9 protein-coding genes are annotated in these 13,785 nt (G+C 62.4%); 4 read left to right on the forward strand and 5 right to left on the reverse strand.

Annotated features, from left to right (window positions below):
• Positions 1-5: 5 nt before the first annotated feature.
• The 5 genes from phbB to P9239_RS21950 form a co-directional block, all read right to left on the reverse strand.
• Entirely contained in the window at positions 6-749 is a 744-nt protein-coding gene (gene phbB, locus P9239_RS21930; RefSeq protein ID WP_309754768.1) for an acetoacetyl-CoA reductase, read from the reverse strand.
• 120 nt (positions 750-869) lie between these two features.
• Complete coding sequence (locus tag P9239_RS21935; protein WP_309754769.1) at positions 870-2,051, reverse strand: acetyl-CoA C-acetyltransferase; 1,182 nt, start codon at positions 2,049-2,051, stop codon at positions 870-872.
• Positions 2,052-2,678: 627 nt separating this feature from the next.
• Complete coding sequence (locus tag P9239_RS21940) at positions 2,679-5,012, reverse strand: cytochrome P450/oxidoreductase (protein WP_309754771.1); 2,334 nt, start codon at positions 5,010-5,012, stop codon at positions 2,679-2,681.
• A gap of 28 nt (positions 5,013-5,040) precedes the next feature.
• Positions 5,041-6,195 (reverse strand): dienelactone hydrolase family protein, encoded by a 1,155-nt coding sequence (locus tag P9239_RS21945; RefSeq protein WP_309754773.1) that lies wholly within the window; start codon positions 6,193-6,195, stop codon positions 5,041-5,043.
• Between the two features lie 25 nt (positions 6,196-6,220).
• The gene (locus P9239_RS21950) at positions 6,221-7,561 is read right to left on the reverse strand and encodes an Nramp family divalent metal transporter (RefSeq protein ID WP_309754774.1); all 1,341 of its coding nucleotides are present in this window, start codon (positions 7,559-7,561) and stop codon (positions 6,221-6,223) included.
• A 177-nt stretch (positions 7,562-7,738) separates the two neighbouring features.
• Here P9239_RS21950 and P9239_RS21955 point away from each other — a divergent pair, with 177 nt between their 5' ends.
• The 4 genes from P9239_RS21955 to P9239_RS21970 all read left to right on the forward strand — a co-directional run bounded on the left by P9239_RS21955 (position 7,739) and on the right by P9239_RS21970 (position 13,610).
• A complete protein-coding gene (locus P9239_RS21955; protein WP_309754776.1) occupies positions 7,739-9,697 on the forward strand; it encodes a phage integrase family protein in 1,959 nt (652 codons plus the stop codon).
• A 172-nt stretch (positions 9,698-9,869) separates the two neighbouring features.
• Positions 9,870-11,048 carry an AAA family ATPase gene (locus tag P9239_RS21960; protein WP_309754778.1) on the forward strand — a complete coding sequence of 393 codons (1,179 nt, stop codon included), beginning with the start codon at positions 9,870-9,872 and terminating at the stop codon, positions 11,046-11,048.
• On the forward strand, positions 11,049-12,020 hold the full coding sequence (locus P9239_RS21965) for a ParB/RepB/Spo0J family partition protein (RefSeq protein WP_309754780.1): 972 nt from the start codon (positions 11,049-11,051) through the stop codon (positions 12,018-12,020). It begins immediately after the preceding gene.
• A 312-nt stretch (positions 12,021-12,332) separates the two neighbouring features.
• Positions 12,333-13,610, forward strand: a complete 1,278-nt coding sequence (locus P9239_RS21970) for a replication protein O (RefSeq protein WP_309754782.1) — start codon at positions 12,333-12,335, stop codon at positions 13,608-13,610.
• Positions 13,611-13,785 lie beyond the last annotated feature (175 nt).

Genomic DNA, 13,785 nt, shown 5'->3' on the forward strand with positions numbered 1-13,785 from the left:
GGCGATCAATGCATGTGCTGACCGCCATTGATGGCGATGTTCGCACCCGTCACGAAGCCCGCGTCTTCCGAGCACAGAAACGCGACGAGCGCCGCGACTTCGTCCGGCTTGCCGAGACGGCCAGCGGGAATCTGCGGAAGGATCTTCGAATCGAGAATGTCCTGCGGAATGGCGGCCACCATCTTGGTCGCGAGATAGCCCGGCGAAATAGTATTGACGGTCACGCCCTTCTTCGCCACTTCGAGCGCGAGCGACTTCGTGAACCCGTGCATACCCGCTTTGGCGGCCGCGTAGTTAGTCTGCCCGATCTGTCCTTTCGACCCGTTCACCGACGAGATATTGACGATTCGGCCCCAGCCGCGCGTGACCATGTCCTCGCAGACGGGCTTCGTCATGTTGAACACGGAATCGAGATTCGTGCGCAAGACGGCGTCCCAGTTCACCTTCGTCATCTTCTTGAACGTGGTGTCCTGCGTGATGCCCGCGTTGTTCACGAGGATGCTGATCGGCCCGACTTCGCGCTGAATTTTCGCGATGCAGTGCTGGCTCGCATCATAGTCGGCCACGTCGACCGGATACGCGCGGAAGTTGCGCCCCTGCCGGTCCATGCTCGCGAGCCAGTCCGAAACGATGGTGTTGCCCGGCGAATGCGTGACGACGACGGCATAGCCCGCGTCGTTCAGCTTGATGCTGATGACCTCACCGAGGCCGCCCATGCCACCCGTTACCACTGCGATACGCTTAGTCATGCTAAAAGTCCTCTCAAGTTCTATCATGCTCGGATGCTTCCCGGCATCGCGCTTGTAATGTATGTGGTACGCGAAACCGGGATGTGTTGCTCTTCGATGCGCTCCTGCCGGCGAGATGCTTTACGGCCGCTCGACCGCCAGCGCGACGCCCATGCCGCCGCCGATGCACAGCGACGCAAGGCCCTTCTTCGCATCGCGCTTCTGCATTTCGTGGAGCAGCGTGACCAGAATGCGGCAGCCCGACGCGCCAATCGGATGGCCGATCGCGATCGCCCCGCCGTTCACGTTGATCTTTTCCTGATCCCAGCCCATCTGCTTATGAACCGCGAGCGCCTGCGCGGCGAACGCTTCGTTGATCTCCATCAGATCGAGATCGTCGATGCTCCAGCCCGCGCGTTCGAGACAGCGCTTCGATGCCGGCACCGGACCCATGCCCATCACCTTCGGATCGACGCCCGCGCTCGCGTAAGCCTTGATGCGCGCAAGCGGCGTGAGACCCAGCGCCTCGGCTTTCTTCGCCGACATCACGACCACCGCCGCCGCGCCGTCATTGATGCCCGATGCGTTCGCGGCCGTCACCGTGCCTTCCTTCGAAAACGCGGGCTTGAGTCCCGCGAGCGCTTCAGCCGTGACGCCGTGGCGCACGAATTCGTCCGTGGCGAACTGGATCGGCTCGCCTTTGCGCTGGGGAATCGACACGGGCACGATTTCGTCGTTGAAGCGGCCTGACTTCTGAGCCGCTTCGGCCTTGTTCTGCGAAAGCGCGGCGAACGCGTCCTGCGCCTCGCGCGTGATGCCGTATTCCTTTGCGACGTTTTCTGCCGTGGTGCCCATGTGGTAGTTGTTATAGACGTCCCACAGGCCATCGACGATCATCGAGTCGATCAGCTTCGCGTCGCCCATGCGAAAGCCGTCGCGCGAGCCCGGCAGCACGTGCGGCGCCGCGCTCATATTTTCCTGACCGCCCGCGACGATGATCTCCGAATCGCCCGCGATGATCGCGTTGGCGGCGAGCATCACTGCCTTCAAGCCGGAGCCGCAGACCTTGTTGATCGTCATGCCGGGGACCATCTCGGGCAAGCCGGCCTTGATCACCGACTGACGCGCCGGGTTCTGGCCCGAGCCTGCGGTCAGCACCTGACCCAGAATGACTTCGCTTATCTGTTCGGGCTTGAGTCCGGCGCGCTCCAGCACCGCGCGAATCACGGTAGCGCCCAGTTCCGGCGCCGCGATCTTCGCGAGCGAGCCGCCGAATTTGCCGACCGCTGTACGCGCGGCCGATACGATCACTACGTCAGTCATCTTCAATCCTCGTTGGACAGCAGAACTCGTGGATGCTTTTTCACGCGCTCCATCCACGCACTGAATCACACGCCTTCTGAACAAACGACGGGGTCCACTTATATAGGTTTTTAAAACGTCTCTCAGGTCGGACCACGGCCTTCTTCCGATTGCGTACTGCGCCGAAAATGCGCGAACGCAAATCCCATCGCGTGCAGATTTGCACGCGTTAAGGCAGCCGCTTCGGGGAAGTAAGGGAGGGCGTCCGCTTGTGCGTCGCACCAATTGGACTTTATTCTAAACGCAAAACATCTACAAAAGTTTGCATATTCCTAGGTAATAACCCTAGTTGCGGTAAGATGTGCCGCCGCGAAGATGCGGCACCTTTGGCCATTCGTCGCACGCACGTGCAATAAATCTGCCGTTTAGCAAGGAAAATTGCGCGCTTAGTCTGAAGAAAGCAAATGAAAGCATGGTATCGCTCGGCTGCGCTAGCGTCTAATTCTTTCTCGACAGCTTCGAAACTTACTGCGCGCAATTCTTTATCCGCTTAGTAATCGCACCGTTTGTCCAATGACAAAACGATTCCCCATCATCGCGGCGTCTTTATGAAGCCGCGATGAAATCAAGCGTTTTAAGTTAGTGGGCTCAGATTTCCAATACCAGTTTGGTACCTTTCGCGCGCGAACAGCACGCCATCATTCTCCGGTTTGAATCGCGCTCGTCTTTCGTCAATACGACATCGCGATGATCAATCTCGCCGTCGATTACACGCACCTCGCAGGATCCGCATAAGCCTTCTTCGCAATCGCTTTGAATGTCGATGTTCGCGCGCCTGAGCGTCGTGAGGAGCGTCTGATCGGGCGGGACGGTCAACGTCAAGCCGGAATCCTTCAGTTCGACGTCGAAGGCGTGCTCGTTGCTCGGGTCGAGTGCGCCGAGCGTCGATTCGAAATGCTCGATCTTCAGTGCGCCGTCGGGCCACGCGTCGCTCGCGGCCGAAAGCGCGTCGAGCAAACGCGCCGGGCCGCACGCGTAGACCTGCGTGCCCGCTTCGACGCGCAGCGCCGCGAAGTCGTTGCGCGCCCCCTCCTCCGAGACATACACACGCATCCGCTCGCCGTGCAGGGCGCGCATCTCATCGAGGAACGCCATCGACGCGCGGCTGCGTCCGCTGTAATGCACTTCATAGTCGATGCCGTGCTCGCGCGCGTGCCGCGCCATCGCGCTGATCGGCGTGATGCCGATGCCGCCCGCGATCAGCACGAGCCTGCGCGCGGCCGTGTCCAGCCGGAAATGATTGCGCGGCCCGCGAATGCGCCAGTGCGCGCCCGGCTTCACGTTGTCGTGAACCCACGCCGAACCGCCGCGGCTCGCGGACTCGCGCAACACGGCGATTTCGTAGGCGGCGTGATCGGCCGGATCGCCGCATAGCGAATATTGGCGCGAGAGTCCGCTGTCGCCGCAAACCACGTCGATATGCGAGCCCGGCGTCCAGCGCGGCAGCGCGCGACCGTCGGCGGCTACGAGACGCACGCGCGCGATGCGATCGGCGCACATCGACACCGACTCCACGATCACCGCGCGGCTCACCGCATGTGACGAAGGCTCGCCGATGCGCACCGTCGCGCGCGGCTCGCGCACCGACGCGTCCGTGCGTTCCGGGTTCAGCGCCGGGTCCCATTCAACGTAAAGATGCTCCGGCCCGCGAAACGACGTGTTCGGCACGTAGGTGAAGCGCTGATCGGCGAGCCGCATGTGCGGCAGGCGGCGCGTCAGCTCGTCGAGGAAAATCTGCATCTCCATGCGCGCAAGGTTCTTGCCCATGCACTGATGCGCCCCGTAGCCGAAGGTCAGTTGATCGCTGGCATTCTCCCGGCGGATGTCGAAGAGATCGGCATCGGCGAACTGATGCGTGTCGTGATTCGCGGATGACGTCACGATCAAGAGCTTCGCGCCCGCCGGAATGTCGATGCCGCCGATGTTCACGTCGCGCGTCGCGAGCCGCCGCCACGCCGCGACCGATCCGTTGTGCCGCAGGCACTCCTCCACCGCATTCGGAATCAGGCTCGGGTCGTCGCAGATGTCGCGCCACGCCTCGCGGTGTTGCAGCAGCAGCTTGATGGCGTTGGCCGCTGCGTTCGCCGTCGTCTCGTGCGCCGCGACGATGCCGGCCATCATCATCGAATGCAGATATGAATCCGTCACGACATCGGGCAAGGTCTTCTGCTTGCGGATGCCGTATTGCATCCAGCCGGGGCCGGACGGGTCCTCGCGCATCTTGTCGAGCACCTTGCCCGCGTACTGCCAGAACTTGCCGACAGCATGCGCGACCGCGACCTGTTCCTCGGGCTTCGGCCGTCCCCACGTATTCACCGTATGCGCAATCGAGTATTCGCGCAGCGTGTCCATGTCTTCTTCGGGCACGCCGAGAAAGTGCAGCGCCACGGTGAGCGGCACTTCCCACAGCATCTGGTCGACGAGATCGGCGCGGCCGTCGTCGATGAAGCGATCGACGTATTCACGCGTGAGCGCGCGCACCATCGGCTCGTGATGCGCGAGCGCCTCGGGCGTGAACGGGTCCATCAGCGCGCGGCGGCGCGGCATGTGCGCGGGCTCGTCCTCGTTGACGAGCGTGCGGTTCAGTGCGAAGCCGTAGGACGCGAGCACCGCGTTCGCTTCCGGCCCGGTCGGCGTGATTTTTTCGAGCGCGATGGACGGACTGAACGTGATGTTGTCGCGGAAGATCGCCTTGATGTCGTCGTAGCGCGTGACGACCCAGTAACCGAGCTTCGGGCTATAGAACACCGGCTCCTGCTCGCGCGCCCAGCGGACATATTCCGGCGGGTCTTGCTGATAGCCGTCGCTGAACGGATCGAACTCAGCTGCACGCGCGCTCACCGGGCAGCCGTTCGGCGCGGTCGAATGAAAAGGACATTGCGTCGCGGAAGTCGCGGTGCTTGCGTCGGTCAGGTCGGTCATGGTTTGTCTCCTCGTTTATCTATGTGTGTCAGACCGGCTTTCCTTCGCTCGATGCCCAGTTGCGCATGAGCGTGTTGCTCGGCAAGGTCTCGTCGAGCATCTTGCGCGCGGTTTCGCGTCCGGCGACGGGCAAACCCGTCGGATCGAGCACGCCGATCTGCACGAGCACCGACGCCTGATCCCAGTAGATGTGTTCGTTATAGAGCTTGTCGCCGCGAAAGCGGACCACCGCGAGCATCGGCACTTCGAAGTAGCGGCCCGTGGGCGCGAGGCCCGGCAGCAGCCAGTCGATCTCACGATCGTGCGTCGCGCAGAACACGAACTCGTCGACGATACGGTCCGCGCCGATGGTGCGCGACACCGGTATCAGCTTCGTGTCCTGCGGATTTGCGTGCACGAAGTGGTACGTGTAGAAGCGCTTGAGTTCGTCGTATCCGACGCCGCCCGTCATCGTCGGGACATGGTTCACGTAAGGCTCTGCGACCATGGTCGGCATGACGGCATCGACGTCGCGCGTGGCGAACTCGAAATAGCAGTGCTGCTCCCACAGGCGGTCGAGGTCGTAGACCGGTCCCATCACGTCGCGCAAGAGGCCGAGCGTGCGCGAATACGCCATCAGCGCGGCGGGTTTGTCGTACCGTGAATCGGCGTGGCGGGCGGGCGCGGCGAAACCCGGCGCGCAGCCGCTATATATATAGCGCTGGATCTGCGCGTGGCCGACGAACGCCTCGCTCGATTGCTGCTCCGGGAAGTGGAATACCATCGGGCAGCGAATGGTGCGCAGATCGTCGTGGCAAGCGGCGAGGTCATCCGGATAGTAGGCAACCGCGCAGTCGATGTCCGCGTTCGCGGCGGCCTGCACCGCAAGCCGTCCGCCGGCGCCGAAGCCCACCGCGCCCACTCTGCCCGCGTGCTCGGGCAGCGCGCGCAGGGCGTCGAGGACTGCCGCGAGATTTTCCATCGACACGCCGCCGCCCGTGGGCGCGCGTCGCGACAAGTCGGGCGCGAGCACGACGTAGCCCTCCTCGGCGAAGCGGTCGGCGGTCGATTGCGTGAAGTCGTCGAGGCCCGCCGCGTCGTGCAGCAGCACGATGCCCGGCCCGGAGCCTTGCGCGGGGCGCGTTACATAGGCGCGAATCGGGCTGCCTTCGCGCGCGGCGATGTCGATGTAAGTCCCAGTCATGAGATGCGTCTCCGAGAGTCGTCGGTCAGGGAAGCAGCGTATCGGCGAGCAGCTTCACATTCAACACGACAATCACGGCGGCGACCAGCCACGCGAGCGCGGCGAGCCATCGACCGACGACGAAGACGCCCATCTTCCGGCGGTCGCAGACGAACCGCACGAGCGGCACGACGGCGAACGGCAGCTGCATCGAAAGGATCACCTGGCTCAGCACGAGTAACTGGCCCGTCGCCTTTTCACCGTAGAGGGCGGTGACGGCGATGACCGGCCCGATGGCGATCGACCGCGTCACGAGGCGCCGCGCCCAGCTCGGCAGGCGCAAGCGCAGAAAGCCTTCCATCACGATCTGGCCCGCGAGTGTGGCGGTCACCGTCGAGTTCAGACCGGACGCGAGGAGCGCGACCGCGAACAACGTCGACGCGATGCCCATGCCGAGCAGCGGCGACAGCAGATGGAAGGCATCGGCGATTTCGGCCACCTGGTCGTGGCCGCTCGCATGGAAGACGGCCGCCGCCACGATCAGGATCGCCGCGTTGATGAAGAGCGCGAGCGACAGCGCGATGGTGCTATCGACGGTCGCCCAGCGGATTGCGTCGCGGCGCGCCTCCACCGACTGTCCGTAGGCACGCGTCTGCACCACCGAGGAATGCAGATAAAGGTTGTGCGGCATCACCGTCGCCCCGAGAATGCCGATCGCCAGATACAGCATCTCGCGATTCGCCACGATGTGCGGCGACGGCACGAAACCGCGCAGCACATGTGCGAGAGGCGGCGCGGCGGCGGCGATCTGCAACGCGAAGCACGCCGCGATCACCACAAGGAGCGCGATCACGAAGGCCTCCAGAAATCGGAAGCCTCTGTTGACGAGCAGCAGCAGAAGGAAGGCGTCGAGTGCCGTGATGAGCGCGCCCGCAATCAGCGGGATGCCGAACAGCAGTTCCAGCGCGATGGCCGTGCCGATGACCTCGGCGAGGTCGCAGGCGACGATCGCCAATTCGCACGCGAGCCACAGCGCCAGGTTGACGGGCCGCGAGTAGTGATCGCGGCACGCCTGCGCAAGGTCGCGTCCGGTCGCGACGCCCAGCCGGACGGCCAACGCCTGAAGCAGGATCGCCATCAGATTCGACACGAGGATGACGGCGAGCAGCGTATAGCCGAAGCGCGATCCGCCCGCGATATCCGTCGCCCAATTGCCGGGGTCCATGTAGCCGACCGAAATCATGTAGCCGGGACCGGCGAAGGCCAGCAGACGCCGGAGCCATCCGGCACCGACGGGCACTCGCACCGACGCGTGAACCTCCGGCAGACTCGGGCGAACGTCTTCGTCTTGAGCTTTCGGGTACGCGGGGCGGCTAGGGTCGCGCATCGGCACGTGTCTCCGGCATAGACGCCTGTAGGGCGCTTGTCAGTGAGCGAATATGCGCTGGACGCGCAGAAGATTCAAGCGACGAGCATTCCACGACGAGGTGGTCTGATAATGCGACTTATCAGAAGTAACGATTTGCCTTGTCAATTTCAGCCTTACTTGATAACCTCGCCGCAAATGGCTGATTTTAAAGACGAAAAGATCCTCAAGCCCGCTGTCTTGCATGGCGACTCCGCGCCACGACGCCTCACGCGCCAGCATTTCGCGCTGTATCGCGGCTATCTCGACGGCGTGTCGGAAGCGCAACTTCATGCTTCTTATGGCGACGCAAGCTCGGACGTGCGCAGCACGCGCAGGCTGATTGCAACGCTGCGGGACACGCTGTCGGTGCTTGCGCGGCGGGCGCACGATGTCGAGGCTGCGCATCTCCTGCGCCTGCGTCCAGGCAGCATTCCCTCGGCGCCCGCCGAACCGACTAGCGACGCGCCGTCGCTCGACGCATTCCGTGAGCGCGTCGATCCGGAAGGCGTTTTCGGGGAATCGGAGTTGCTCACGCTTTACCGGGAGGCGTTTCCCCCGGGCGCGTCGCCGGCGACGGATCGACGAACCGCGCGCAATATCCGCTTGCGCCGACGACAGGCGGACGCGCTCGCCAGAATGGAAGCCAGCCTCGTCCACGACCCGCGTCCGGATCACCCGATAGACGGATGGTTCGAACCGGCGGTCGCGGCTCGTCTCGCGGCGGCTGGGATTGCCACCATCGCGGATCTCATTACCTTGATCGAGACGCGGCGGCACCGCTGGTACACCGCCGTGCCGCGACTCGGGCCGAATGGCGCGCAACGCATCGTCGACTGGCTGCAACTGCATTCGGACGCGCTTCGCCACACGTTTTCGCCGCGAGCGCTCGTCCCGCGGCGACAGTGGACGCCGGACTTCGCTGCGGCCCCTGTCGCTGCGGCTGAAGCGATCCAGATGGCGCCGCTCGAAACCATGCGCGTCCCTGCCGCGTTGGATGGTTCGAAAGGGACGAATCGCGCGGAAAGTTACACCGGGCGATTCCAGACGGACATTCAGGCGATCACCGGCTGGCTCGACGCGCGTTCGGCCAGCGACCATACGCGTCGGGCGTATCGACGCGAGGCCGAACGGCTGCTGCTCTGGGCACTCATTGAACGGAGCAAGCCGCTCTCGTCGCTGGACGCGCTCGATTGCCGCGAATACATCCATACGTTTCTGCCTGATCCGCAGCCGGCTGCGCGCTGGGTCGCCAAAGGCCGCGTAGAACGCTGCGTCGCCGGCTGGCGACCGTTCGCCGGTCCGTTGTCGGACCGCAGCCGCGAGTCGGCCCGCTCCATCTTGAGCGCAATGTGCGAATGGCTCGTCGCGGCCGGGTATCTTGCGAAGAATCCCTTTGCGGGACTGGAACGCGCGGCCGTGCCGTCAGTCTTCGATGCCGAAACACGTACGCTGGACTTCGAGCAATGGAAACTCGTGTTTCGGTCCGTCAGCCGGTCCGCATACACGTTTTCCGAGCATCGCGACAGGCTCGCCCTGCTTCTCGCGTACTCGACAGGGCTGCGGCGCGCCGAATTGGCAGCCGCCACGACCGACGCGCTGACGGTCGGTCGTGTGCCGGGCATCGACGGTCCTGTCTGGAGGCTGTCCGTCGCGAACACAGCGCGGCGCGGCGGCGGCCGAAGTGTTCTTCTGCCACCAATTGTGATGCAGGCGCTGCAAGAAAATCTTGCGATGCGCGGCCTTCCCGACCCGCTGAGTTGCCCCGAGGGCACGCCGCTCCTGGCTCAGGCAAGGATTGGCCGCGCGATCACGCCTGACGGCGTGGGCAAGCTATTCAAGACGATATTCGCGGCGGCCGCTGCGCAAGCAGAAGCAGACGATCCGGGCTCCGGCCGCCGTCTGGCGCTTGCGAGTACGCACTGGTTGCGGCACACGCACTCGGCGCACGCGCTCGCGCACGGGGCGGAGCTCGTCGAAGTCGGCAAGGGACTCGGCCATGCGCGCGTGTCGACGACTTTGCTGTACCTCGAGAGTGACGGTTCGCGGCGTTTACTCGGCGTTGAAAAGCTCCTTCGCGAGACGCTTGCGCCGGGATATCCATCGGAATCGGCTTAATTTCGTTGTCGGGGCCGTCTGGACGTTGTAAAAACGCCTGCTCTGGCGCAAAAAGGACTTCAGAGTTTACTTGAGGTTTACCGGTTGGCCGTTTATTCTTCGGTTTGCAGTATGTTTTCCACAAACCGAAGAATTATTTGCTTACCCAGGCCCGCCCGTGACTGCGAACTCCATGTTAAGCGCCCGGCTTCCCGAAGTCGATCAATCCGTTTCCATCGAAACGCTTCTAGGCGTGGCGGCACAAGCCACTGATATCCTCAATCAGATCCGCGACGCAATGCTGGAGCCGTACCCGCGAAAGAGTGCGCCCACGTTCACGAGCGCGCAGGTTGCATCGCTCTGCGGTATCGATAAGCAGCGGTTTCAGTATCTGACGACGAAAGGCGAATTGCCCGCAGGAACGTCGAAGGGTGCGGGGCGAAGCAAGGAGTTCACGCTCGAGGAAACACTGACCTGGATCCGCGCGACGAAAGAGCGCGCCCGCCGGCCGGAAGGTAAGCGCGGACGCATCGTGACCGTGGCGAACTTCAAGGGCGGGGTGGCGAAAACGACGACCGCCGTGTCGGCGGCGCAGGCCCTCACTCTGCTGGGACGCCGCGTGCTCGTTATCGACTGCGATCCGCAGGGCACCACGACGCAGCTGTGCGGTTGGGCGCCCGACGCCGAAATCTCCGACGACCAGACGCTCCTGCCGCTTATCTATGGTGACCAGGAGACGCTGCATTATGCCGTCCAGCAAACTTACTGGCACAACCTCGACCTGATTCCGGCTTCGTCGTCCCTATTCGACGCGGAGTTCGAAATTCCGGCCAAAGTGTTGAACGACAGTACGTTCGAATTCTGGGAGATCGTCCGCAAGGGCTTGCTGCCGTTGACGGACGAGTATGACGCCATCGTTATCGATACGCCCCCTGCGCTCAGTTACCTGACGATCAACGCATTGCTCGCATCTGACGCCATTCTCCTGCCCTGCCCGCCTGAGGCACTCGACTTCGCCAGTTCAACCCAGTTTTGGCATCTATTCGCGGATATCGCGAAGAAGCTGCCCGGCGTCCTCGAACAAAAGCGCTTCGACTTCGTGAATGTGATCCTGACCAAAGCAAAGTCGGACGACGTTTCCCGGGTTGTGCGCGGCTGGCTGCAAAAGGCGTATGGCGACCGCGTCCTGCCGTTTGAAATCCCGGAGTCGACGGTGCCGAAGGGCGCGTCAGCGCAACTATCCACGGTGTACGACCTGTCGAAACCGGACGGCAGTACGGCGGCCTATAACCGCTTCAAGGAGCCGCTCGACCGGCTCGCCGAACATCTCGACGCGCAGTTTGTCCGCGCGTGGAATCAGAAGGAGGATTAAATGGGGATTGGGGACAGGCTCCTCGCGAAGACCGCGAACGTTGGCAATAAGCCGACCGATGCTGTGCAGCGACCCGCAAGCACTGAGCCGCGCACATCGCCCGGCAGGCTGATGGACGCTCAGCATCGCATCAACACGGCTCAGGCGCGCATCAAGGAACTCGAGTCGCAATTGGAAGAGCGGGCGGCACTCGAGGTGCCGCTCGACGCGCTTATTGAGGTGCCCGGGCGTCGCCGGAAGCTTACTTCTGAGCAGTTCCTGGAGTTGAAAAACAATCTGGCGCAGCACGCGCTCGCTACGCCGATCCTCGTCCGCGCTATTGCCGACGGCCGGTACGAGATCGTAGCCGGGCATAACCGCGTTGCAGCTTACCGTGAACTTGGGCGAAGCAGCATCCGGGCAAACGTCGCATCGATCGAGGAAGGCGAGATCGAATTCGCCGCTTTCTTTTCCAACCTGCTGTCGCCGTCGCTAACGGATTTCGAGAAATACTGGAATTTCAAGCGTCTTCAGCAACTGAGCGGACTATCGCGAACTGAGATATCCGAAAGCGCCGGCCTGAGCAAGAGTCACGTCAGCCGGATCTTCTCGTTCGACGCCCTTCCGGAAGCGGCGAAAGAGGCGTTGGCGGAGAAGCCCGAGCGCCTTGGCAGCAACGCCGCCCAAAAGCTTGCCGCGCTAGTAGAAGCCGGAAAGTCCGATAAGGTTATCGAGGCAATCCGACGGCTCGTCGACGACCAAGACTTCACGCAGGACAAAGCCGTTGCAATGGCCGCGGAGAAACCGAAGGCAGCAGCACCGAGTTCGACTGTTGTACGTTCGGGGCGCCGGAAGGTTTGCGAAGTAACAACGAGAAACGGAGTGGTAGGAGTTCGTTTCTTCGAGAAAGACGCAGGTACAGCCGATGACTGGGGTCAACGCATTGCCGAGTTCATTAGCAAAACGCTCGAGCAGTCTGGCGACGACGAGTGACTAGTAGAGATCCTTTGCAAATCAATCACTTAGCCGTTCGACTTGATCGACAAGGCGCCAAACCTACTAGCAACCCTCATTAAATCAACGACTTAGCGAATCGAACACACGAGGTCGACATGTAATTACCGTGCTGTAGAAAGACAAAAGCCTTCGGCGCCAACCGAAGGCTTTTGAATTCGGGCTTAACTGCTGTTCGCCCGGTTCGCTTCCCGACGCCAATCGGGTTACGAGTGCACACTCCGAAGTTTAGCGGATCGCGATCGGCAGTCAAGCGTTTGCCCTCCATTTCTCGAAATGGACGCACTTGACATGCATATCGCGCAACTTTCCGTTGCAGGCGAGGTTGGTTCTCGCTCGCAAAATACAGATGTCACCACGCAATCGGACGATCAACAGGCTCTCGATGAGTACGCCTGTGACCGATCGAATCTTCCATGGGTGATCTTTCGCGCCGCCCACCGCGCCAACCACATTGCTGCGCTACCTGCCCGCGCCCGGGCAGTGCTCGCCGCCTTGGCCCGCACGGTCGACGCTGCTCGCCCTTTTGCGGCCATATTTGCCCGCCGCGAGCTTTTAACCGGCCGCGCGTTGCAATCGATGCGCACGTTCTATCGAAGTCTCGAAGATCTGGAAGCAGCCGGCTTCATTACGCGTCCTCCGCAAACCCGCTATGGCAGCGCCGGTCTTTTCGGACGCGCGTACCTTCACTTGACGGCTAAAGCCGCCGCGGTGCTCGGTCTGACCGACGCCGAGAGCGATGGTCGTACGGTTTCGCGTCATGCAGCACGAGCCGATGCACGCGAAACGGCGGCCGATATTTTGATAGCACCGTCTGTCACGCTGGCAGACGGTGCTATATATAAGGATCTAAACCCTCATACTCAAAAGAGACAACCCGGACGCCTCCCCGACGATCTCACTCGCCTTCAGCCGCTGGGATTTCGTGAATTTCTGATCTTTAAACTCATGCGCGAGGCCCGCCAGCACGGCAAGCGGCTGTCCGATGTCGTCGAGACGACCTGGTCGCATCTGAAGCGCGCGACGCATCCCATCAGCTATTTGCGCGCACTGCTCCGCAAGCCGGTCGACTTCGCCTATCGCATGCACACCCTCCGGTCTGAGACAGCTGAACGCGAGTCTCGTGAATCGCGCGACGTCATCGTTGAGGAGCGTGCAAAGGCGCTTCGCGGAGGAACTTTCGAAAGCCGGGACGGACTGACGCGTTATTCCGTTTCTGAGGACGCGAGCGAGCTCACCGCGCACCACCGAGACGAAGCGCGTCCGCGCGTGCGCATCGGTGCGTGGGCCCACGATTTCATCGCGGCGTTGGAAGCCGGCCATATCGTCCCGATCGCCGATGAACAGCGCGCCTCTGCCCATGTAACCCGACCGGTCCACGCTCGCGCAACCGATGCCCCGGCCGCGCACGTCGCACCACAAAGCACCCACCACGTTCAGGCGATAAAGCAAATGCTCAGGTTGAAAGCTGCCGGGATCGTCCCCACGTCGGCGAAGGGTGATCAGGAAGAACGGTCGAGTCCGCCACGATCCGCGATCCCGGTAGGATTTATCGCAATCAGCAGTTGAATGAGAAAAACCTGCTGCGTCGCAACAAACCCTGATATACTCTAAGGTTCCGCCTCTAGAGGCGATTGGAATACGCAAGCTGCGCGGATAGCGGGTTTGCGCGCTTTGCTCGATGCGATTCTCAGCCAGCCGTCCGTGATCGAAGATTTAGTCGATATCCATGCGGGCCTACGCT

The organism is Caballeronia sp. LZ062 (genome assembly GCF_031450785.1).
In the GTDB taxonomy this organism is placed as follows: Bacteria; Pseudomonadota; Gammaproteobacteria; order Burkholderiales; family Burkholderiaceae; genus Caballeronia.

What these genes read in the sequence shown, in the direction of transcription:
- phbB (WP_309754768.1), bottom strand. Translation starts at nt 749, where the DNA reads ATGACTAAGCGTATCGCAGTGGTAACGGGTGGCATGGGCGGCCTCGGT.
- P9239_RS21935 (WP_309754769.1), bottom strand. Translation starts at nt 2,051, where the DNA reads ATGACTGACGTAGTGATCGTATCGGCCGCGCGTACAGCGGTCGGCAAA.
- P9239_RS21940 (WP_309754771.1), bottom strand. Translation starts at nt 5,012, where the DNA reads ATGACCGACCTGACCGACGCAAGCACCGCGACTTCCGCGACGCAATGT.
- P9239_RS21945 (WP_309754773.1), bottom strand. Translation starts at nt 6,195, where the DNA reads ATGACTGGGACTTACATCGACATCGCCGCGCGCGAAGGCAGCCCGATT.
- P9239_RS21950 (WP_309754774.1), bottom strand. Translation starts at nt 7,561, where the DNA reads ATGCGCGACCCTAGCCGCCCCGCGTACCCGAAAGCTCAAGACGAAGAC.
- P9239_RS21955 (WP_309754776.1), top strand. Translation starts at nt 7,739, where the DNA reads ATGGCTGATTTTAAAGACGAAAAGATCCTCAAGCCCGCTGTCTTGCAT.
- P9239_RS21960 (WP_309754778.1), top strand. Translation starts at nt 9,870, where the DNA reads ATGTTAAGCGCCCGGCTTCCCGAAGTCGATCAATCCGTTTCCATCGAA.
- P9239_RS21965 (WP_309754780.1), top strand. Translation starts at nt 11,049, where the DNA reads ATGGGGATTGGGGACAGGCTCCTCGCGAAGACCGCGAACGTTGGCAAT.
- P9239_RS21970 (WP_309754782.1), top strand. Translation starts at nt 12,333, where the DNA reads ATGCATATCGCGCAACTTTCCGTTGCAGGCGAGGTTGGTTCTCGCTCG.